Origin of the sequence: Cognatiyoonia sediminum, from assembly GCF_900129845.1 — a bacterium.
GTDB lineage: Bacteria > Pseudomonadota > Alphaproteobacteria > Rhodobacterales > Rhodobacteraceae > Cognatiyoonia > Cognatiyoonia sediminum.
Genome location: NZ_FQXB01000001.1, coordinates 287,214 through 308,223 on the forward strand (window position 1 = coordinate 287,214; position 21,010 = coordinate 308,223).

Annotated in this window: 25 protein-coding genes; 9 read left to right on the forward strand and 16 right to left on the reverse strand. The window is 54.6% G+C overall.

The features are described from left to right. Window positions 1-56 precede the first annotated feature (56 nt). The gene (locus tag BUA85_RS01455; RefSeq protein ID WP_072898725.1) at window positions 57-725 is read right to left on the reverse strand and encodes an orotate phosphoribosyltransferase; all 669 of its coding nucleotides are present in this window, start codon (window positions 723-725) and stop codon (window positions 57-59) included. 18 nt (window positions 726-743) lie between these two features. Next, a complete protein-coding gene (pyrC, locus tag BUA85_RS01460; RefSeq protein ID WP_072898727.1) occupies window positions 744-1,796 on the reverse strand; it encodes a dihydroorotase in 1,053 nt (350 codons plus the stop codon). A 109-nt stretch (window positions 1,797-1,905) separates the two neighbouring features. Between pyrC and BUA85_RS01465 the strand changes: the two genes are divergently transcribed. Beyond that, the gene (locus tag BUA85_RS01465) at window positions 1,906-2,190 is read left to right on the forward strand and encodes a hypothetical protein (RefSeq protein ID WP_072898729.1); all 285 of its coding nucleotides are present in this window, start codon (window positions 1,906-1,908) and stop codon (window positions 2,188-2,190) included. Window positions 2,191-2,203: 13 nt separating this feature from the next. Here BUA85_RS01465 and BUA85_RS01470 read toward each other — a convergent pair whose 3' ends face one another. Continuing rightward, window positions 2,204-3,166, reverse strand: a complete 963-nt coding sequence (locus tag BUA85_RS01470; RefSeq protein ID WP_072898731.1) for a hypothetical protein — start codon at window positions 3,164-3,166, stop codon at window positions 2,204-2,206. A 294-nt stretch (window positions 3,167-3,460) separates the two neighbouring features. Between BUA85_RS01470 and BUA85_RS01475 the strand changes: the two genes are divergently transcribed. The 3 genes from BUA85_RS01475 to BUA85_RS01485 are packed head-to-tail and all read left to right on the forward strand — an operon-like array spanning window position 3,461 to window position 5,816. Beyond that, window positions 3,461-4,435 (forward strand): XdhC family protein, encoded by a 975-nt coding sequence (locus tag BUA85_RS01475; RefSeq protein ID WP_072898733.1) that lies wholly within the window; start codon window positions 3,461-3,463, stop codon window positions 4,433-4,435. After that, window positions 4,432-5,412, forward strand: coding sequence for a molybdopterin-binding protein (locus tag BUA85_RS01480; protein WP_072898735.1), 981 nt, complete (start codon window positions 4,432-4,434; stop codon window positions 5,410-5,412). The genes BUA85_RS01475 and BUA85_RS01480 overlap by 4 nt, the downstream gene beginning before the upstream one ends. Window positions 5,413-5,414: 2 nt before the next feature. Beyond that, a complete protein-coding gene (locus BUA85_RS01485) occupies window positions 5,415-5,816 on the forward strand; it encodes a hypothetical protein (protein ID WP_072898737.1) in 402 nt (133 codons plus the stop codon). Here BUA85_RS01485 and BUA85_RS01490 read toward each other — a convergent pair. Both BUA85_RS01490 and infC read right to left on the reverse strand, forming a co-directional pair. Continuing rightward, window positions 5,813-6,958, reverse strand: a complete 1,146-nt coding sequence (locus tag BUA85_RS01490; protein WP_072898739.1) for a phytanoyl-CoA dioxygenase family protein — start codon at window positions 6,956-6,958, stop codon at window positions 5,813-5,815. The two genes, BUA85_RS01485 and BUA85_RS01490, sit on opposite strands and share 4 nt — an antisense overlap. A gap of 74 nt (window positions 6,959-7,032) precedes the next feature. Then, the gene (gene infC, locus BUA85_RS01495; RefSeq protein ID WP_072898741.1) at window positions 7,033-7,614 is read right to left on the reverse strand and encodes a translation initiation factor IF-3; all 582 of its coding nucleotides are present in this window, start codon (window positions 7,612-7,614) and stop codon (window positions 7,033-7,035) included. Between the two features lie 157 nt (window positions 7,615-7,771). Between infC and BUA85_RS01500 the strand changes: the two genes are divergently transcribed. Next, complete coding sequence (locus BUA85_RS01500; protein WP_072898743.1) at window positions 7,772-8,347, forward strand: hypothetical protein; 576 nt, start codon at window positions 7,772-7,774, stop codon at window positions 8,345-8,347. Window positions 8,348-8,407: 60 nt separating this feature from the next. Here the strand turns inward: BUA85_RS01500 and BUA85_RS01505 are convergent, their stop codons facing one another. The 6 genes from BUA85_RS01505 to cysG all read right to left on the reverse strand — a co-directional run bounded on the left by BUA85_RS01505 (window position 8,408) and on the right by cysG (window position 13,816). Next, window positions 8,408-9,256 (reverse strand): ferredoxin--NADP reductase, encoded by an 849-nt coding sequence (locus BUA85_RS01505; RefSeq protein WP_072898745.1) that lies wholly within the window; start codon window positions 9,254-9,256, stop codon window positions 8,408-8,410. Between the two features lie 73 nt (window positions 9,257-9,329). Continuing rightward, window positions 9,330-9,740, reverse strand: a complete 411-nt coding sequence (locus tag BUA85_RS01510) for a DUF934 domain-containing protein (protein WP_072898747.1) — start codon at window positions 9,738-9,740, stop codon at window positions 9,330-9,332. Beyond that, window positions 9,737-10,459: a phosphoadenylyl-sulfate reductase gene (locus BUA85_RS01515; RefSeq protein WP_072898749.1), complete on the reverse strand. Its 723-nt coding sequence runs from the start codon at window positions 10,457-10,459 to the stop codon at window positions 9,737-9,739. The genes BUA85_RS01510 and BUA85_RS01515 overlap by 4 nt, the downstream gene beginning before the upstream one ends. Then, entirely contained in the window at window positions 10,449-12,116 is a 1,668-nt protein-coding gene (locus BUA85_RS01520) for a nitrite/sulfite reductase (protein ID WP_072898751.1), read from the reverse strand. The genes BUA85_RS01515 and BUA85_RS01520 overlap by 11 nt, the downstream gene beginning before the upstream one ends. Window positions 12,117-12,119: 3 nt before the next feature. After that, entirely contained in the window at window positions 12,120-12,419 is a 300-nt protein-coding gene (locus BUA85_RS01525; RefSeq protein WP_072898753.1) for a DUF2849 domain-containing protein, read from the reverse strand. Beyond that, window positions 12,419-13,816, reverse strand: a complete 1,398-nt coding sequence (gene cysG, locus BUA85_RS01530) for a siroheme synthase CysG (RefSeq protein WP_072898755.1) — start codon at window positions 13,814-13,816, stop codon at window positions 12,419-12,421. The genes BUA85_RS01525 and cysG overlap by 1 nt, the downstream gene beginning before the upstream one ends. A 140-nt stretch (window positions 13,817-13,956) precedes the next feature. Between cysG and BUA85_RS01535 the strand changes: the two genes are divergently transcribed. Next, on the forward strand, window positions 13,957-14,418 hold the full coding sequence (locus BUA85_RS01535; RefSeq protein WP_072898757.1) for an Lrp/AsnC family transcriptional regulator: 462 nt from the start codon (window positions 13,957-13,959) through the stop codon (window positions 14,416-14,418). A 14-nt stretch (window positions 14,419-14,432) separates the two neighbouring features. Here the strand turns inward: BUA85_RS01535 and BUA85_RS01540 are convergent, their stop codons facing one another. Together BUA85_RS01540 and BUA85_RS01545 are read right to left on the reverse strand one after the other, a co-directional pair. Further along, complete coding sequence (locus BUA85_RS01540) at window positions 14,433-14,795, reverse strand: hypothetical protein (protein WP_072898759.1); 363 nt, start codon at window positions 14,793-14,795, stop codon at window positions 14,433-14,435. Window positions 14,796-14,816: 21 nt separating this feature from the next. After that, window positions 14,817-15,980, reverse strand: a complete 1,164-nt coding sequence (locus BUA85_RS01545) for a cytochrome P450 (protein WP_072898760.1) — start codon at window positions 15,978-15,980, stop codon at window positions 14,817-14,819. A 162-nt stretch (window positions 15,981-16,142) separates the two neighbouring features. Here BUA85_RS01545 and BUA85_RS01550 point away from each other — a divergent pair, with 162 nt between their 5' ends. Then, window positions 16,143-16,967, forward strand: coding sequence for a cobalamin B12-binding domain-containing protein (locus tag BUA85_RS01550; RefSeq protein ID WP_110559057.1), 825 nt, complete (start codon window positions 16,143-16,145; stop codon window positions 16,965-16,967). Here BUA85_RS01550 and tpiA read toward each other — a convergent pair. Then, a complete protein-coding gene (gene tpiA, locus BUA85_RS01555; protein ID WP_072898761.1) occupies window positions 16,964-17,701 on the reverse strand; it encodes a triose-phosphate isomerase in 738 nt (245 codons plus the stop codon). The two genes, BUA85_RS01550 and tpiA, sit on opposite strands and share 4 nt — an antisense overlap. Before the next feature lie 124 nt (window positions 17,702-17,825). Between tpiA and BUA85_RS01560 the strand changes: the two genes are divergently transcribed. After that, the gene (locus BUA85_RS01560; protein ID WP_072898762.1) at window positions 17,826-18,749 is read left to right on the forward strand and encodes an isopenicillin N synthase family dioxygenase; all 924 of its coding nucleotides are present in this window, start codon (window positions 17,826-17,828) and stop codon (window positions 18,747-18,749) included. 5 nt (window positions 18,750-18,754) lie between these two features. On the opposite strand, the gene BUA85_RS01565 is transcribed toward BUA85_RS01560, so the two are convergent. Together BUA85_RS01565 and BUA85_RS01570 are read right to left on the reverse strand one after the other, a co-directional pair. Next, window positions 18,755-19,117, reverse strand: a complete 363-nt coding sequence (locus tag BUA85_RS01565) for a HesB/IscA family protein (protein WP_072898763.1) — start codon at window positions 19,115-19,117, stop codon at window positions 18,755-18,757. A gap of 67 nt (window positions 19,118-19,184) precedes the next feature. Further along, on the reverse strand, window positions 19,185-19,547 hold the full coding sequence (locus BUA85_RS01570) for an SUF system Fe-S cluster assembly protein (protein WP_072898764.1): 363 nt from the start codon (window positions 19,545-19,547) through the stop codon (window positions 19,185-19,187). Between the two features lie 127 nt (window positions 19,548-19,674). Between BUA85_RS01570 and tgt the strand changes: the two genes are divergently transcribed. Further along, on the forward strand, window positions 19,675-20,802 hold the full coding sequence (gene tgt, locus BUA85_RS01575; protein WP_207548132.1) for a tRNA guanosine(34) transglycosylase Tgt: 1,128 nt from the start codon (window positions 19,675-19,677) through the stop codon (window positions 20,800-20,802). Window positions 20,803-21,010: the final 208 nt, after the last annotated feature.

A 21,010-nucleotide genomic window follows, 5' to 3' on the forward strand; every position in this document is an offset into this window, starting at 1 on the left:
TGTAAGTGCGCCACACCGAATCGTGTAACCGTCACAACAATCTGTGGAAAAGAAAGTTAGGCTGGGGACCAGCCTGATGGGTCGTTTAGATATGCTTCTACAGCGTTTAATGTCTCTGGATCATATGCGTTTCTGGCCTTGGCTTCGGCCAATACATCCCACCATGTGCAGAGGCTGAGGAGCTGCACGCCGTGCTTCGCCAAATTGTCTTCAACACCCTCGAAAATACCGTAGTAAAAGATTACCGCTGTGGCATTGCAGGTCGCACCCGTTTCGCGGATCGCATCAACGAAAGACAGCTTCGACCCACCGTCTGTTGTCAAATCTTCCACCAAGATCACGCGCTGACCTTCGGTCATCACGCCTTCGATCCTTGCGTTGCGACCGTACCCTTTAGGCTTTTTGCGCACATACGTCATCGGCAAGGCAAGACGTTCTGCAATCATGGCACCAAAGGGAATTCCCGCGGTTTCGCCACCTGCCACGTTGTCGAAGGCTTCGAAACCTGCTTCCCGCATTATCGTGACGGCAAGGAAATCCATCAGGGTGCTGCGGATACGTGGGAAGGAGATCAGCTTGCGGCAATCTACATAAGTGGGTGCTTGCTTGCCAGAGGCATGGGTGAACGGCTCTGTCGCGTTGAAATCAATGGCTCCGATTTCGATCAACATTCCAGCGGTAAGGCGTGCGATTTCTTCTTTGCTGGGGAAGGACGTCGGGATCATTGATGTGCTTTCTTTTGGTTATGTTTCGATATGCCAGTGCAGCGGGAATCCGGGATCAAACAGGGTGACAGGGCCGTCACCTGTTTCGATGTGATCCGGATAGGCGATGGGGTCGCCCTTGCGAAGGGTGATTGTGTCCGTATTGGCAGGCAGACCGTAGAAAGCAGGCCCGTTTAGCGATGCAAAGGCTTCCAATTTGGGAAGCGCGCCAGCGGCCTCAAATACTTCCGCCAAACAGGACATAGTGTTCGTCGCCGAGAACACCCCCGCGCAGCCACAAGATTGGAGCTTGTTTGCATCGGTATGCGGCGCGCTGTCTGTACCTAAGAAGAACCGCTTGTCGCCGGAAATTGCTGCTTGAACCAGTGCCACTCGATGTTTTTCGCGTTTCGCAACAGGCAAGCAGTAATAATGCGGGCGGATGCCGCCGGCGAGAACGTGGTTGCGGTTTATGATCAAATGGTGCGTTGTGATCGTCGCCGCGAGGTTCTTGCGATTGTCGCGGACATAATCTACGGCGTCTTCCGTCGTGACATGCTCCATGATCACACGCAGATCAGGGTTCTTCTTGCGGATCGGTTTGAGTACGCGGTCGATGAAAACGGCTTCGCGGTCGAAGATGTCGATTTCGCTGTCAGTCACTTCGCCATGAACGCAAAGCGGCATCCCAATCTCTGCCATACGGTCGAGCACTGGACGCACTTTGTCGAAGTCACGCACACCCGAAGAAGAGTTGGTCGTCGCACCGGCCGGATACAGCTTCACCGCTGTTGCAATGCCGGACGCATGTGCGTGTTCAACATCGTCGGGGTCAGTATCTTCGGTCAGATACAGCATCATCAGCGGTGTGAAATTGCTACCGACAGGGCGCGCCGCCATAATCCGATCTCGATAGGCGGCCGCGTCAGCTGCGGTCACAACCGGTGGCACCAAATTGGGCATCACAATCGCTCGCTCAAAATGGCGGGTCGTTTCAGGCAACACGGCTCTTAACATTGCACCGTCGCGTAAATGCAGGTGCCAGTCGTCTGGCCGTGTGATCGTGAGTTCTGTAATGGCTCTGTCAGGCATGTGTGTCGATTACACTGCATTTTCTACGGTGACCAGTAGGGGCAGGGACCCACTTGAGCGTTATCCGAAATTTTTGCATCTTTAAGCTGCAAAGCACGCGGAGAGAGACATGTTTGGATTTCTAATTGCCTTGGGCGCTGGGTTCTTAACGCCTTTTCTGGAAAAACCACTGGCCGAACCATTGGCAAAGGCCATGGAGGGTCAGATCAAGGTGGAAGCGGGCGAGATGCGTTTGCTGGCCTTTATGATCGCCATGCTGATCGGTGCCATATGTTGTGCGGCCCTAGGAACAGGCAGCATGTTTTCTATCGTGATTGGCGCGTCCTTGGGGTACTTTGGTCTTCGCATTGTCGACGTCATCAAAGGTGCGGTCGACGGGAAGCCGAAGAACTAAGGCGAGGCCCTGGCTATTGGGCGGCGCTGCTGATCACTGGTCGAGCTGGGCGTAGCCCGTCTGCGGCAAGCTCAGCCAATCGTTCGCGAAAGAATGGGTCATCTGTTTGACGCAGGACATAGGCGCACAGGTTTGCAGCCAGTTGCGTGTGACCTGCTTTCAAGGCTCTGTTCAGGACGCGGCGAATGTAAGGGTCATGGGCACGACGGGCGCGCATAAGCTTGGCAAATTTCAAAGTCGTAAGCCGGCCTTCCATGGCGGAAAGCATCATGTCATCATGTGTGCCGAGGCCGTCGAACGTCGTTTCGATGTCGCGTCCGATGCTTGTAGCCTGCAATAAATCCACATTTCGTTTTGCAAAGAGCGCCGCATGCGCCCCATCGATCTTCTGCATCGGGTCGAATACCACATAGGCCTGCATCGCGGCATCAATCATCTCCGGCGCGAACCCGTACCTTGATGTAAAGTCATAACGGCGGTGGGGTTTGAAACGGGTGTCAAAGCCAGCGATCCGCGGATCGAGCGTCGCCTGTGGCTGAATGGCGAGAACCCGAGCCCCTGGGGCTGCGACGCTATAGGCCGCCGCGGCATAGCCTCCTGCGAGTGCGCCGTAAAAGAGCACATCCTCAAAGGCTTCGAAAAAGCCCTCATCGGTCAAAGCGTCGAAATAGCTGTAGATCACCTGATCGCGGAACCAACTTTGCCGTTCCGATACAATTGTCAGGCAAGACCATCCTTCTTCCCGGGCATAGACAATCCCGCGTGGTTCAGCGGACAGTTTAGAGGCGCGAATACGCTCTACGCTTTCAAATGTCACCAAAAGCTGTGGGCCGGCCTTCAGGAAATAGGCTGTGTGATCGGGCCCAAGTTCTTTAGCCGTGCCAAACTCATCTGCGATTTCTTGAAGACGGTTCGACCAATCTCGGATCGAAAGCCCCTTTAAGCGGGGTTCGAATTCGAGCGCATGGTCTTCCATTATCAACGTCCCAACTCGTTAACGGTTCAACAGTTTCCCACCTAGGCACGCTTTGCGGCGAAAATGGGCTCCCCTCAAGACAGATCATGGGTCATTGCTGGACAAACAAAAGCAATTTTGGCGATCCATTGATGCTGCGACCGTAACAATGGCCCCATTTTTGTTTATTTTCCATAAGAAAATGATGATTTGCGGTGACGACTGGTTCCCTTGCCATCCGCTCCTAAGTGAAGGAGGGTGAGCTTCACTGAGGTTCGCACTTGAAACCTTTTGAGACACCGGAATTGGGAACAAATGATACGATCTGACCACGATCTTTTGGCGCTCGCTTTAGACTGGCACAAAGCCGGTCGAAAGGTTGCCATTGCAACTGTGCTTGAGACTTGGGGCTCTGCACCACGTGGCGTCGGGAGCCTTTTGGTGATGGACGATGCCGGTGCGATGGAAGGGTCGGTGTCAGGTGGCTGTGTTGAAGGCGCGGTTATGGTTGAGGCCATGGATGCAGTGTCCGATGGCAAGCCTCGCGTTCTTGAGTACGGTGTGTCCGACGACACGGCTTTTGAAGTTGGACTCGCGTGTGGTGGAACCATTCGGATTCTGGTGGAGGCGGTCGGCGCTTCCATGGGTGAAGACGTCCTCAGGTCTTTGGTTGCGAGCAAATTGAGCGCGAAACCAGCGGCTTATGTCGTTGATTTGGAAAGTAACGCGCGCCGTGTGTCAGATGCTTCCGAGTATGTTGAACGCTTTCGAGTGGATCGCTCTGGTATCGAAGAGGACGGGCGCACTTTTGTTGCGATCCACAATCCACCTCTCCGGCTTTTCATCGTTGGGGCCGTCCATATTGCGCAACATCTGGCGCCGATGGCGCGTGCGGTTGGCATGTCGGTGACAGTCATTGATCCGCGCGAGGCCTTCGCAGTTGCCGCGCGGTTCCCGGATGAGACTTTGGTGCATGAATGGCCAGACGAGGCTATCGACGCATTGGCCCCTAATGAACGCACGGCGATCGTGACGCTAACACATGACCCCAAACTAGATGATCCGGCGCTTCAATCTGCGCTCAAGTCTAAAGCCTTCTATATTGGCTGCCTTGGGTCAAAACGAACCCATGCAAAGCGCGTCACTCGTCTGGAAGAAAGCGGTTGGACCGTTGACGACATCGACCGCCTACATGCCCCGATCGGATTACCCTTGGGCGGTCGCGCACCCGCAGAGATTGCTGTCAGCGTCATTGCCGAGATCGTTCAATCTTTGAGGTCCGCCCAATGAAATTTGGCGAAGTTCCGATCTCGGAAGCCGAAGGTGGTATCCTTGCGCATCGCGTCTCGAATTTGGGGAAAGGCAAAGTTATCACAGCCGACGATGTGACGCTGCTAGACAAGCAAGGGATTGAAACGGTTGTTGTTGCCCGGCTCCAAGACGGGGACATTGGGGAAGACGAAGCGGCACAGCTATTGGCCGGAGCTCTTGTCGGGAATACCTCCGGCCTACGTTTGACCAAGGCATCTACCGGTCGTGTTAACGTTGTTGCTGATGTTCCGGGGCTAGCAGCGGTGAGTGCTGACGTCATCAACGCAGTAAATGCGGTTGATCCCATGGTAACTGTCGCGACCGTTCCTGACCTGCACCGGCTAGATGCCGGAAGCCTTCTCGCAACCATCAAAATCATCTCCTATGCGGTGCCAAAAGAAGATGTTTTGCGTGCTGTTGACCATGCAAGTGGCGGCTTAGGTTTGCACCTGCCACAGCCAAAGACCGTGTCTTTGATCGAAACCTATCACGGGGAAGAACCGCAATCTGACAAGGGTGAGCGGGCCTTGCGGACAAGGCTAGAGGCCTTGGGGCAAACGCTGGAAACAAGTGACTTTGCGCCTCATCAGATCGTCCGTGTTGCTGGGAAACTCACATCTGATCCTTCAGATATCATTTGCCTTCTGACGGCGTCAGCCACATCTGATGCGCGTGACATTGGGCCAGAGGCAGTCCGTGCAGCAGGGGGCGAATTGATCCACTTTGGAATGCCTGTCGATCCTGGAAACCTGCTTTTTTTGGGGCGGATCGGAGATCAGATCGTTCTTGGCTTGCCCGGTTGTGCTCGATCTCCGGCACTCAACGGCGCGGATTGGGTGCTGGAGCGGCTCATTTGCGGCATAGATGTCAGGGCGAGCGATATTGTCGGTATGGGAGTCGGCGGGTTGCTGAAAGAGATACCAACGCGGCCCCGCCCACGTAGAAGTCACGAATAACGATGTCCAACCTATTGAGAGACATCTGGGCGAGCTTTTGGCGCTTACCACTTTGGGTGAAGGTCTGGATGGTCTTCATTCTGGTACCCGTAAACCTCGCGAGCCTCTGGTTCATTCCATTCTTTGGCGGTGACTGGATTGCAGGCCTCGCGATCGCAGGAATGGCCTTGAACATCCCGATTATGTTCAAAGACCGAGGCATGTCGAAGCTTATGGCGTTACCTCATCTCATCTTTTGGATACCCTTGGTTTTGTTCGCCTACTGGATATTGACGAACAAAGGCGGGGTTCCATCGCATTATGTAGTGTATCTTCGCGTTTTGATTGCAGTTAGCGTCGTATCACTGGTGTTTGATATCCCAGATTTCATTCGGTGGCTTCGCGGTGACCGCGCAACAGCCTAAGCGCGCCTGCGTGCGTCGAGCTCATCCAAAGCTGCGTCAAAAACGTCATTGTCCCAGCCTTCATCCAAAGCTTCGCGAAATAGGTCAGCGTGCGTTTGAGGCACCAAGCCGCCGATGGGCGGATCACTATCGAGATTGGTTGGGAATGAGTATCCTTCAGCGCAGCACGCGATGGCCGCATCTTTTTCATGGGGGCTTAGGTTGGCGCGTCTCAATTCGGGATAGAGCGCTTTGCACATCGCCGTGCGGTCAACCGCCTCGATTGATCGACCCATTGCCGACCCAACTTGAAGGAGGTTGGCGAAGCGATTGATATCCTTGGATGTATTCGACCCGGCAGCGTGGAACAGGGCAGGGTTAAAGAAGATCGCGTCGCCTTTTTCCAGTGGTATCTGAACATGGTTTTCTTCGAAATGGTCCTGAAACTCTGGCAGACGGTAGGCCATATAGCCCGGACGATAGGATTGCGAAAACGGGAGCAGTTTTGTTGGCCCGCTCTCCACCGGCATATCGCAATGGGCAATCGCGCCTTGCAGCGTCATAACCGGAGACAAGTCGTGCACATGCGCTGGGAAAGAGCCGGCTACATCCGCCGTCTGAAAGCCTAGGTGATAATCACGATGCGCGGTCTGCGCCGCTCCGCCGGGGTAGACGAGATTCACTTGCGCCGTCATTTGGTACATCGGTCCAAGCCAAGCCTCGCTGGCGGCTTGGATGGCTTCGTTGCCGAAGTATCTCGCAAAGAGTGCGGGATCAGCCATACATAGCTTTTGAAGGGCATTCCAAACGCGGTCATTGCTGCCCGCGGCGGCAAAGTGATCTCCAACTGCGCCGGATTGTTCCTTCTCTTCGGCGATGATCTTTAGGTAGACATCGGTTGCCTCATCGATGGCATCTGTATGCGCATAGGCCGATTTCAGGACAATCACACCACACCCATTCAGCATGACCGCAGCCCATTCGGAGAGCAATGCGCGCCGCCGCTCGCTGTGCAAGGTCGGTCGAAGCTCTTCCATGTCATAGATAGGAATGTTGTGGACGATACTCGATGCAAATGGAACAGCGTCTGACGCCGTCACCTGATCCAAATGCGCCGCGAAATTATCGATATTGCAATCTGCGTCTGAAAAATAGCCCTGCATAGCCCACCCCCAACTAGGGGTAGGCTAAGACGCTACATTCAGTTTTGCAACCGGTTGCAATTGCGCTGTTCAGATTATTTCTGAACCGGCCCAATCAACATGACCATTTGGCGGCCTTCCATCTTGGGGAAGTTCTCTACCTTGCCGGTCTCTTTGGTGTCTTCTGCAACGCGCTCCAAAAGCTGACGGCCCAGTTCTTGGTGCGCCATCTCACGACCACGGAACCGAAGTGTGATTTTGACCTTGTCGCCGTTTTCCAAGAATTTGAAAACGTTGCGCATTTTCACTTCGTAGTCGTGGTTGTCCGTATTTGGACGGAACTTGATCTCTTTGATCTCAATCGTTTTTTGTTTCTTCCGAGCCTCAGCTTCTTTCTTCTGGGTCTCGTACTTGAATTTGCCGTAATCCATGATCTTGCAGACAGGAGGATTGGCATTTGGTGAAATCTCAACCAGATCGAGGCCGGCATCTTCTGCCATGACGAGGGCGCGTTCAGGAGAGACAACTCCGACATTTTCGCCTTCAGCGCCGATGAGGCGGATTTCTGTGGCCCGGATTCGATCGTTGATGCGGGGGCCAGTGTCGCGCTGTGGAGGCGCGTTGTGGGGTCTGCGTGCTATGGTTTTCGTCCTTTTAGCAATTGGTGTTGTGCGCACAAACTAATGACGCATCGATATGCCTTCAACCCGCAAAAAAGCGCCGATGCAAGTTGTTTTCCCCTTAAGGATTGAAATGACTCGCGTCATGGTGGTGTCATAAACCAGGGAGCGGTGGCGTAGAGACCGCTGACATTTTTAAGGAAGGACAGATCTGATGAGAGCAATTCTAATTTTGGTGATTGTGGGCGCTCTTGGCTATTTTGGATACCAGTACTTTGCCGGCGACGAAACGATGAGTGACGTTGTCGATGACGCAGCGGACGCGGCCAGCGATGCCGCAGAAGCGGCGGCCGATACTGCAGAAGAAGTGGTCGATGGAGCCGCGGATGCTGCTAGCGACGCCGCCGACGTTGTTGAGGAAGCTGTTGATGACGCTGCCGCAGCGACCGAGGAAGCTGTAGAGGAAACCACGGATACAGCGACTGAGATGGCCGACGACGCGACGGAAGCGGTCGAAGAAACCGTTGATGAAGCAGCAGATGCTGCTAACGCCGCGACAGATACTGCCACAGATACCGCCGAGGCTGCCGCGGATGGTGCCGATAGCATGGTTCAGCAACTGTTGTCGCTCGACGGCTTCGATGCTGACAAAGTGGGCGAGATGATTGCCAACTCCGATTTGAGCGACGTTCAGAAAACTACTCTCACGACCGTGCTGGAGGGAGCGAAGGACAATCCTGAGCTTCTTGAAGGTGCGCTTGAGCAGATCAAGACAGCGCTGGGCCTCTGAATCACAAACAAAAAAGCCGCGCGGAGTATTGCGCGGCTTTCAAAGTGTTCGGTCGATCAATTAGCCTACAAATGCCTTTTCGATGACAAACTGTTGTGGGTCAGAGTTCGCACCTTCTTTCAGGCCAGCTTTTTCCAGTAGGTCTTTGATGTCGAGGTTGAAGCCGAGTGATCCACACACCATGGCGCGGTCCGTTTCAGGGTTCAGCGGTGGGACGCCAAGATCCTCAAACAGTTCACCGTTTTCGATGAGCGTCGTGATCCGACCCATCTTCGGGCTCTCTTCCCGCGTGGTGGTCGGGTAGTATTGGATCTTATCGCCAAACCCTTCGCCCATCAGCTCGTTCATCAGTTCATCTTTTTTCAGATCCTCGATGAGGTCACGGCCATAGGTCAGCTCATCGACGTCACGACATGTGTGCGTGATGATGACTTCGTCGTAGTCCTCATAGGTCTGAGGCTCGCGTAGAAGCGATGCAAAAGGCGCAAAACCTGTGCCTGTCGCAAAGAAATACAAACGCTTTCCGGGCAGCAAGGCGTCATGCACCAGGGTTCCAACAGGTTTTGGACGAAGAATAATCTCTTCGCCGGGCTGGATGTGCTGCAATTTAGATGTCAAAGGCCCGTCAGGGACTTTGATGGAATAGAACTCCATCTCTTCCTCCCACGCAGGGGAGGCGATGGAATAAGCGCGCAAGAGCGGCTTTTGTTTGCCCGTTTCAGGATGCGGATCGCCCATAAGACCGATCATCACAAACTCACCAGATCGGAACCGAAGCGACGCAGGGCGCGTGCAGCGGAAGGAAAAAAGGCGGTCTGTGTAGTGTTTTACTTCCGTCACGGTCTGCGCGTCGGGCAAGGCCGGTACGGCTTTTGCGGGTTGATCGGTCACAACTGTATGCTCTGTCATAGTCTCATCTCTTGCAGCTATTAGCCACAATTTTAGTAGTTAGTCAAATTTTTGAATGATTGTGGTTTGTGATCTAGCCACGCATCCGCGATTGATAGTCATGCGCACGCCAATCTGTACGGCGCAACCACTGATCTTCGGGCTGGCGTGCGGCGAGTGCATCATCGATTTCAACTTCGTCAAAACCGCTACGACGCGCCATCGCATATTGATCCGCCAAGACATGTCCTTTGGCACGTAACCGACCACTGAAGCCCGCACGGCGCAACATCGCAGCAAGCGTAAAGCCGCGACCATCTGCCGAGGTTGGAAAATCAATGCGGATCATCGGCGCGTTGATCAACCCAGCCAATGCTTCAGGCGACGTGTCGGATCCAAGATCGATCCCATAGTCGCTGTCGTTTGCGGCGGACTCGTCCAAGGCAACGAAATTTCCTGCCCAATCATCGGATGCGAAACCGCTGTCTGTTATAATGGTGCTCATGCTGCAGCCTCTTTGGTTCGGGTGGCTTTCCCACCGTCAAAATGAATTCCGCATTCGGTCTTTGCGGTGTCGCGCCAACGACCGGCGCGGGAATCTTCGTGATCGCCGACGCGGCTTGTGCAAGGCATGCATCCGATAGACGGGTAGCCCTTTGCCACCAGCGGGTGGCGCGGCAGATTGTGCTTGTCCATATAGGCGGCGATGTCGTCGCGCGTCCATTTTGCCAGCGGGTTGATTTTGATCTTGCGGCCGTCCTTTTCGAACAAAGGAAGGGTTTGGCGTTGTCCGCCTTGAAATTGCTTGCGACCAGTGAGCCAGCCACCGAACTCTTGAAGCGCGTTCTCAAGCGGCTCAACTTTGCGCAACGCACAGCACGCGTCGATCTCTGCCTGATGCAAAAGCCCATCTACGTCGCGCTCAAATACCGCAGCACGTGACGGTTTCACAACGCGCACATCGGTCAGGCCGAGGTGCTCGGACACATCCTTTTGGTACTGAAGCGTTTCTTCAAACAGCATTTCGGTGTCTAGGAAGATGATCGGCGTATTTTTGTCGATCTCAGAGATCATGTGCAAAAGCACGACGCTTTCGGCACCAAAGGATGAGACAAGCGCCACCGGACCGATATGCAGATCGGCCAAGGCGTGCCGTAGCACGGTTTGCGCGTCGCTTTTCCGGTGCAGCGAATTGCGGCGTTCTGCAAGTTCCTTAAGCGGCATTGGCTTCGGCCTTTTCTGGGTAAAGGATGGCTTTGAACGGCTCCATGCCAAGGCGGCGATAGGTCTGAAGGAACGTCTCATCCGCGCTGTCGCGAATGTCGAGATAGCCCAGAACCAAGCGTTCGATGGCCGGAATGATTTCATCAGCAGAGAAGCCAGGGCCAGCGCGTTCGCCAATCGCCGCATCTTCGGTGCCGTCACCGCCCAGAGTGATCTGGTAGTTCTCGACACCAGCCCGGTCGAGGCCGAGGATGCCGATGTGCCCAACATGATGGTGACCACAGGCGTTGATGCAGCCAGAAATTTTGATCTTCAGCAGGCCTACTTCATGTTCCAGTTTCAATTCGTCAAACCGCGTCGCGATCTCTTGCGCAATCGGGATCGAGCGCGCCGTGGCCAGCGCACAGTAGTCCATGCCGGGGCAGGCGATGATGTCACTGATCAACCCGATGTTAGCGGTCGCCAATCCTTCTTCGCGCAGCGTGTTATAAATCTCTGGCAGGTCCGATTTATGGACATGCGGCAGGATCACGTTCTGCTCATGGCTGATCCGCAATTCATCGTGGCCAAGACGCAAAGCAAGATCTGCCATAGTGCGCATCTGTTCTGAACTCGCATCGCCCGGCGTTGCGCCGTGCGATTTGAGCGAAATAGAGACAATCGCGTATTCAGAGTTCTTGTGTTCGGCCAGGTTCGTGTCGGCCCAAGACTGGAAGGCTGGGTTCGCCGCTTTATACGCATCAAACGCGTCTGTTGCGCTTGACTTGTATGCGGGTTCCGCGAAATGCTCTTTGATTTCGGCAAAGAGTTTCTGATCCACACCAGTGAAGCTTGGGCGAATTTCGGCAAATCGCTGTTCGACCCGTTCGCTGATCTCTTCGATGCCGTGTTCGTGCACGGTGATTTTGATCCGCGCTTTATATTTGTTGTCGCGACGACCGAGCAGGTTCCAAACGCTGACAACCGCTTCGACATAAGGCAGCAGGTCCGCTTCTGGCAGGAAGTCACGCAGGACTTTGCCGATCATCGGCGTACGGCCCAGGCCACCGCCCACAAAGATGCGGTAACCGCGCTGGCCGTCTTTTTCGACGATCTGCACCGCGACGTCATGCGCGCGCAAAACAGCGCGGTCATTCTCGGCTCCAGATACCGCGATCTTGAACTTGCGGGGCAGGGCTTGGAATTCAGGGTGATCGGTCGACCACTGGCGCAGCAATTCTGCGACCGGGCGTGGATCTGCAATCTCATCCCCCGCAGCACCGGCGAAGTGGTCAGCCGTCACGTTGCGGATCGTGTTGCCGGATGTCTGGATCGCGTGCATCTCAACATCGGCCAAAGCCTCAAGCATATCAGGCACATCTGGCAGCTTTGGCCAGTTGTATTGGATATTCTGACGCGTGGTGAAGTGGCCGTACCCTTTGTCCCACTTCTCGGCAATGAAGGCCAATTGGTTCATTTGGCGGCTGTTGAGTGTGCCGTAAGGGATGGCCACGCGCAGCATGTACGCGTGCAGCTGCAGATAAAGGCCGTTCATCAGTCGGAACGGTTTAAATTCATCTTCGGTCAGGGAGCCATCAACGCGACGTTCTACCTGTCCGCGGAACTGGGCCACGCGTTCACGGACAAAAGCTTCGTCAAAGTCGTCATACTTATACATCTCTTAAGCCTCTGCCTGCTTGCCGTGGTGGTAGTTGGATGGGCCGCGCGTGCGGAACTCTTCGCGGAAATGCGTCGGCGCCGGGCCATTCTCTGTCTGCTTTGCATCAGCGAGATACGCACCCGCGATCTGATCGGCGAACGCCTGTGCTTCGATCAAACGAAGATCGGCGTGTGTTTCATCCGTGATCAATTCCGCATCCGCGATGTCGCGGGACCATTCGTTGTTTTCTGTGAACCAAATCGCGTCGCCTTCAAGCAATGCATTGGCTGTGATGACTTTTGGGGTAAAGGCGCGAGGCATTATGCAAGCTCCTGTTCTTTGATATCGTAACTGGCCGCGACCGCATCGCGCGGAGCAAGACCGTAGAAAGTGAGGGCGGGGCCAGTGAGGCCTGCGTTCGAAATGGTCGGTTCCATCTCGGCCAAGGTGGTCGAAATGATCCGCTGATCGGTGCGGCTGACGTTTTCGATGATGGTCACAGGCGTTGCTGGGTCGGCACCATGCATCAGCAAGCGACCTTGGATAAACCGCGCCGCTTTCTTGCCCATATAGATCGCCGCAACCTGACCGGGTTCGGCCAGAATGCGCCAATCCTGATCGGCGTAGCCCTTGGTGTCGTGGCCCGTGATCAATCGCACGGCGGAGTTACGATTGCGCTTTGTCAGCGACTGACCAATGGAGGCCACAGCGGCGGAAGCAGCTGTAATGCCCGGAACAACACGCCAGCTGACGCCAGCGGCTTCGCAGGCTTCAATCTCTTCGTCCAAGCGGCCAAAGACAGTTGGATCGCCCGCTTTCAAACGGACAACGTGATGACCGCTCATCGCATGTTCGATGATGAGTGAGTCGATATCGGACTGCTTCGTCGACTGGCCAAAGCCCTCTTTGCCCGCATCGATGATGATAGCTTCGCGACGGGCCAGTTCCAGAATTTCCGGCGTGACCAAACGGTCATGGATCACAACGTCGGCCTTATCCAATGCCTTGCGCGCTTTGAGGGTCAGCAGTTCTGGATCGCCCGGGCCCGCGCCTACCAGATCAACGTGACCTTCGGCACCTTTAGCCATGACGTGAGTGTCCAGAAGGGCGCCAAGGGCCGGAAGAACGCCCTCAGCCCCTTCTGCTTCCACGGCTTCGGGACCGTTTTTGAAATAGTAGTTCGACCAGAACTCGCGACGCTTGCGGCCCATCGGCAAAACCTCGACCGCGTGGCGGAAGGTCTTTCCGATGCGCGCCAGTAGACCAAGCGAAGAGGGCAGGCGCTCCTCCAAGTCAGCTTTGATCGCGCGCGCCAAAACTGGAGCCGCACCTTCTGTACCGATAGCGATCGTCACCGGATCGCGATCCACGATCGCTGGTGTGATGAACTGGCTATCCGCAAGATTGTCGACGATGTTGACTTTAGCACCATCCGCATGAGCCAAAGCGGCAACCCGCGCGTCTTCAACATCATCTTCGTTGGCTGCGTAGAATAAAACCGCACACATCGCGTCACCCGCTTCCATCGCGCGCGGGATGTAGGTTAGCTTACCCTCAGCGGCCCAAGCGTGAATTTCAGGGGCCGCCTCTTCGGCAATTACAGTGATCTTCGCTGTCGTCTTGAGGATCAGACGCAGTTTCGCCAAAGCCGCATCCCCCCCACCAGAGAGGACAATGCGGCGGCCTTCGACAGCCATGAAGATAGGAAAGTGGTCCATTTGGGAGGGCTTTCTCAGTTCCTTGCTCTCTATATAGAACAAAGTTCTTTATTTTGCCCATATATTGAGATAATTAAGAACATAAGTTCTGAATTGGTTGCTAAATAGGCCAGTTCTTCTCAGATTCAGGAGAATTTGGAATGGCGTTGCGAATAGATGAAACAGATCGGAAAATACTCGCAGAGCTGCAGCGCGATGCAGCCCAATCTTTGGATGAAATCGCCAAGAATGTAGGGAGTTCCAAGACACCTGTTTGGAACCGGATCAAAAAATTGCGGGATGCCGAGATCATCGGTCAGCAGACGGTCATGTTGGATGCCGAAGCACTTGGGTTCGAAGCCTGCTTTTTCGTGCTCATACGGACGTCAGAGCATGAGGCGGAATGGCAGGCTAAGTTTTTGAAAGCGCTGCGAGATCGGCCAGAAGTGCAAGAAGCTCACAGGCTTGCAGGGGACATTGACTACATCCTGAAAGTCCGCGTGGCGAATGCGCGGGCCTACGACGATTTTTATCAAGCATTGATTTCAGAGGTCCGCGTGCACAACGTGACCGCGTTGCTATCGATGGAGGAAATTAAATCGACGGTGGCTTTACCGCTTTAAGCCATTTGCTTGTCCTAGAAGACGATGTCTGCAAGGACGTACATCTTCCAACCTGCGTCGGTTTTCCGAAACGCGTAGAAGCCATGGACTTTCTCAATCACGCTCCCGTCCTTTCGGCATCGCGTGGCTTTTGCGACCATATGCGCCGTGGTTTCGTTCACGCCGGCCACATCAAAAGACCAATCGGTGGAATGATCCCAATCTAGTTCTGCTTTCAACGCCGCTGGATCGACAGGATATGTATCCCGCAAAGAAACCTCGCCGTCTTTGATGTAGGTGATCGGGTAGTCGACGATCTTATCGATGAGCGATATGTCATTGGTGCGAAAACCTTCGACGTAGTATGTTTGGTAAAGTTCAATCAGATCTTCAGTCATTTTCTCCCTATCTTTAAAGTATCAATTCTGAACTTTGAGCGATTTCAGCCCGTGAAAATGATAGAAATCCGCATATTCTGGCGGCTCAACCAAACGTAAATTCGGCATTACCTCGAGCAAAACGCGAAGCCCCACCAACAGCTCTAATCGAGCCAGGGGCGCACCGACGCAAAAATGAATACCCCCGCCAAAGGCTGTGTGCGCTTTGGCCGTTCGATCAGGTATGAAGCTATTCGGGCTATCGTATATAACCGGATCACGGTTCGCCGCTCCCAAGAGGCAGGCAACCTGATCGCCGCGTTTCAACTGTGCCCCATGAAACTCGATGTCCTCATAGACCCATCGCGTGAACATATGCAGCGGCGGGTCAAAGCGCATGATCTCTTCCACAAGCGTAGGGGTCACCTCCGTCACGCCAGCCTCCAACATAGCTTTGACGCCATTGCCCATGGTGTGGACGGTCGCCTCATGGCCTGCGTTCAACAGCAAAATGACGGTGGTCATCAACTCGTCTTTGCTGAGCTTTTCGCCATCTTCTTCTGCAGCAATGAGTGAGGACACCAAATCGTCTTGAGGCGATTGGCGCTTTTCAGCAATCACGTCAGACAGATAGGTTTTGAATTCTAGCGTTGCTTTGACAGCGGCGTCTTCGATCTCCCTCGTGCGTCGCGCCTGATACATCGCAACCATCGCATTGGACCAAGCGAGCAGGTCGTCTGCTTTATCGTCTGGCACGCCAAGTAGCCGTGCGATGACTGTAACGGGCAAGGGCTGCGCGAATGTTTCCAACAAATCAAACGGTTCCGGTCCGAGGTTCGCCAAGAGATCGCGCGCCAAAGCTTCAATCTCTGGCTCCAGTGAGGCAATCCGCCTGCTTGTAAATGCCCGCAGAACCAAGCCGCGCAGTCTTGTATGTCTCGGCGGCTCAAGTTCCAACATCGAATGCGCTTCGACGTCATAGAAGGGTTGAACGTGGTCTGCTATCTTTGGCGCAAACTCCGGCGGTGCCTCACGGCCCATACGTTTGTCACGCAAAGCCTCCGACACGGCGGAGCGGGACAAGGCGCAGACCATCTCATAGTCAGACCACCAAAACACATCTCCCGATTGCCGCGCCAAATCGTAGAAAGGGTAGGGGTTTTGAACGAAATTTGGATCGGTCGGGGATTGAGAAAAGGTCTTCATAGCGATGTGATGCGCCTTCGTATCCGCTCGCGCAACCCAAATCTTTCTGCGCCTGCAGCGCGACCTTCTGACGCGGCCCGCTTTGGCATCCCTGTGGTACGGTTAGCCAACGCATACCGTGGAATGCCGAATGGTGTGTTAGCCAACAGGGAGCTCGTGAAGGTGGCAAACAAGCCATTTGACGACAGGGAACTAGATCAAGAGGCATACGAGCAGGCGGAAGAGCACTTTCGTCTGGTTCAAACTCGTTTGCCGCAGGACGCAGTTGAGGCCGTGGCCCGCGAGGTCGTGCGCAGGTTGGCGTTTCGGCTGCCACGAAACTTGTCCTCAGGGCACATGCCTACAGAGGAAGAAATCGATCTACTTTGTGAGGCTTTGTTGTCGAATGATGAAGTCGCAGGTGATCGGATTATTCTTGCGGCACGCAGGGACGGGATAGAGCCGGAAAATATCTATCTTGGATACGTCGCAGGGGCCGCGCGCCGGCTCGGTGTGATGTGGGAAGAAGACCGCGTGAGCTTTCTTCAAGTCACAATGGCGTCGGGAAAACTTTACCGCATTATTCGTGGCTTACGGCACGTTCTTGATAATAGCCTGAACCTCGCGGGCCCGGAAAAGCGGTCGCTCTTTGCATTGGTGCCGGATGAGACGCATACCTTAGGCATTGAAATCGCTACCGATGTCTTCCGCCGTCAAGGCTGGGACGTTGAAATGGTTATGGGCGAGCCGCATGACGCCATCATCGCCATGACCGAGCAGCACAGGTTTAGGTCTGTTGTTTTGGTCGCGCATTCAGAACGGATGCTGGCCGCGCTGATCAGTCTGGTTCTGGCCATCCGTATAACACAACCGATGGCCTATATCGTTGTGGCGGGGAATATTGTTGATCAGGTCGAAGACGTGAGCACTCTTGTCGGGGCGGATGATGTCATCCCAGACATTGAAACCGCTGTCGGCCGTCTTGGCGCCATAATCGACTTTGACTAGGCGTTTTCGAGCGCGCTAACGATTGGACTGAAGTCGGCAGCTTTGAGGCTGGCGCCACCGACCAAAGCTCCGTCAACATGTGGAACCTCAAAGATTTCTGCCGCGTTGGAACCCTTCACAGAACCGCCATAGAGCAGCGAGAACTCAGCGCCGTCTGCGAAACGGCCCGCCAATTTCGCCCGAATATGCGCGTGAACTTCGGCAATCTGGTCCGTAGTTGGTACTTTCCCTGTCCCAATTGCCCAGACCGGTTCATAAGCAATAACCGTATATGCTGCATGGGCCGTATCGGGGATTGATCCATCGAGTTGTACGTCCAACACGTCCAAGGTTGTACCAGCCTCGCGCTCTTCCAATGTTTCCCCAATACAGATGATTGCGACCAAACCGGCATCATAGGCCGCTTTGGATTTGCTCGCTATCAGCGCATCCGTTTCGCCATGGTCAGTCCGGCGTTCAGAGTGCCCGACAATGACATGGCTTGCCCCTGCTGCTGCCAACATAGTGGCCGAAATATCGCCGGTATGGGCGCCACTTACCGCTGCATGGCAATCCTGTCCGCCGGTCTGCACCGGACCATCCATTTGAGCCAAAGAAGAGACAAGCGTTGCAGGTGGGCAGATCACCACGTCGACGTTCGGATCAGGGTGGTCAGTGACAAGTGCCAGGATTTCTCCAAGATCGCTCGCCGTTCCGTTCATTTTCCAGTTTCCAGCTGCGATCTTGCGGGGCATGTCGTGTCCTTTTCGCGAATGTTTCCGACTATTTACCAAGCGTCTTAGGAAAGCGAAAGGACTTGTGTTTCTACGCGATACCCACCATGTGACGGCCAAGTAGCCAAAGAAGAAGGGGTAGATCATGATACCCAGAATTGACGCACAAGCCCTATTGGATGCGGCACACCTTGATCATGATGCAGCCAAAACTTTGGTTGCGACGGCAGCGACAGACATCGGCTTTATGACCGTCCACAACACGCCGATCGATCCAGCTTTCGTTGCTGACGCGATTGAACACTACAGAGCCTTCTTCAAACTGCCCGCAGCGACGAAGCAGAAGTATGACATGGCCCAGACAGGCTCCAATCGCGGGTGGGGCGCGCCAGGGTCGGAACAAGTCGATCCGAATGCGAACCCTGACTACAAGCAAGTGTTTGATATTGGATCGATCCTGCCGGATGGCGCACCCGACAGCGCCAAGGGGCTTTTGACCTATGCGCCGAATGTTTGGCCGGACGCGCCCGATGGTTTCGCTGATGCGCTTCGTTCTTACTATTACAAAAGCACCGAGTTTGCGTTGGATCTGCTCTGCGCCATTGCGGATGCGGTCGGTGAAGATGCCGACTATTTCCGCAACCAGTTCACCTATCCAATGTCTTTGGTCCGCGGCAACTTCTACCCAGAGCGCCCCGAATGGGCGAGCGAGCGGGATTTTGGGATCGCGACACATACCGATTATGGCTGCCTGACGCTATTAGCGACGGATGGAACGCCGGGTTTGGAAGTGCGCAAACGGGGCGGTGGTTGGATTCCTGTGACAGCCCCTATTGGGGAGTTCGTGATCAACTTCGGAGAAATGTTGGAGTTTTGGACCGGTGGAAAGGTCGTTGCCACGCCTCACCGTGTGATTGGAACCGACGACGAGCGCATCTCTATCCCGCTGTTCTTCAATCCAAACCACGACGCGAATGTGGCACCGAAGGGAAAGCCTCCAATTTCAGCGGGTGCGCATTTAGAACAGCGTTACAAAGAAACCTACGTTCATCTGCAAAAGGCGAGCTAGACAATCTATTCTGCAGCGAGGCTTTCGTCGAATTTGATGGACTCGCCGCAGCCGCACGCATCAACAACGTTTGGATTACGGAACTTAAAGCCGCTTTCCAGCAGGCTGACTTCATAGTCGATCTCGGTGCCAAACAAGAACATTTGCGCCATAGGTGCAATCATTACCCGCGCGCCGTCTTGCTCGACGACCTCATCAAGTGGATCAACCTCGGTCACGTAATCCATTGTGTATTCCATGCCCGCACAGCCGCCCTTTTTGACACCAATGCGCAAGCCTTCGTGCCCATCCTTTGCCATCAGTTTGGCAATCTGAGCGGCGGCTTTGTCTGTTATGGTGACGGCTTGTTTACCTGGAATACCGAACATATGAATGCTCCTTTGCCTTATATCTAGGCGTGACAGCGCGTTAGCTCAAGAACCAAGACGGTTTGCCTCACATAAAGCCCAATTCAAGGCGGGCTTCATCAGACATCATATCCATGCCCCACTGCGGCTCGAACGTCATTTCGACATCGACCTGTTTCACACCGGGAAGCGGCTCAATTGCATCGGCAACCCAGCCTGGCATCTCGCCGGCTACAGGACAGCCCGGAGCCGTGAGCGTCATCGTGACGTTCACCGCAGACTCTTCATCGATAGCAATCGTGTAGATCAGACCAAGATCATAGATGTTCACTGGGATCTCTGGATCGTAGACGGATTTGCAGGCCGCTACGATACTGTCGTAGAGGGGATGCTCTGTACTGGAAGGGGCGATCAGTGGGACGCCTTCCATCGGGCTTGTGTCATCAGTCATCTTGCAGATCCTGTTATTCCTGAGTGTTCATATAAGAAATGTTTTCCGGCGGTAAAGCGCAAAGCGGATATCATTGCGAACCAGTTGCAAATTCTGCATATGGGGCGCGATGACGGAAAGGGAACGCATGGGCGGCTTTAGCTTTGAAAAATTGGGTCAGGATGGCAAAGCGAGGACCGGTGTGATCCATACGCCAAAAGGCGATATTCGCACGCCTGCGTTTATGCCGGTGGGTACTGCGGCGACAGTGAAGGCCATGATGCCGGAAAGCGTTGCGGCTACCGGCGCGGAAATCTTGCTTGGGAATACGTATCACCTGATGCTGCGCCCCACGGCGGAGCGGATCAATAACCTTGGCGGCCTGCATAAGTTCATGAATTGGAGCAAACCGATCCTGACCGACAGCGGCGGCTTTCAGGTGATGAGTTTAGCGGGCCTGCGAAAGCTGACTGAGGAAGGTGTTACGTTCCAATCTCACATCGATGGCTCAAAGCATCATCTGACGCCAGAACGGTCGATGGAAATCCAGCGGCTTCTGGGCTCAGACATCGTGATGTGTTTCGATGAATGCCCCGCATTGCCGGCCGACCGAGATCGCATTGCCGAAAGCATGAGGCTTTCCATGCGCTGGGCGCAGCGATCACGTGATGCGTTCGGTGATCGGCTGGGCTATGCGCTTTTTGGCATTCAACAGGGCGGTTTGGAGCAGGATTTCCGCGAAGAAAGCGCCGAAGCCCTGAAATCTATCGGCTTTGACGGCTACGCCATTGGCGGCCTTGCAGTTGGCGAGGGGCAGGATGCGATGTTTGGCTGCCTCGATTTTGCACCGGATCAACTGCCAGAAGACAAGCCGCGCTATCTGATGGGCGTCGGCAAACCCGACGACATCGTGGGGGCGGTCAAACGCGGTGTCGATATGATGGATTGCGTGTTGCCCTCACGCTCTGGCCGCACGGGGCAGGTGTTCACGCGTCGCGGCGTCATAAACATCAAGAATGCGCGACATGCTGACGATCCGCGGCCTTTGGACGAACACTGCACCTGTCCAGCCTGCCGCAACTATTCGCGCGCCTATTTGCATCATGTCTTCCGCTCCAATGAGATGATCGCTGGAATGCTTCTGACTTGGCACAACTTGCACTATTTCCAAGAGATCATGCAGGGTATGCGGGATGCAATTGCGGCAGGAACCTTTGACGCTTGGGAGGCTGATTTTCACGCAATGCGGGCGCAAGGTGATATCGATCCGATCTAATTGCCTTAAAATGGTCCGGAAATCCTCCATACGGATGGCGCAATGAAAGCGTTATGTAGGGCTTGTTTTAGCAAGTGAGTCTGCCATGCCTTTTCTAATGATTACTCTTTCTTGGTCCGCAGTCGCCGGAATCGCCGCGCTTATTTTGGCTTAACGGCATCTAGCGAAGCCAAAAAAAGAAACGGCCTCAGGCCCCTAAACCGTGTTC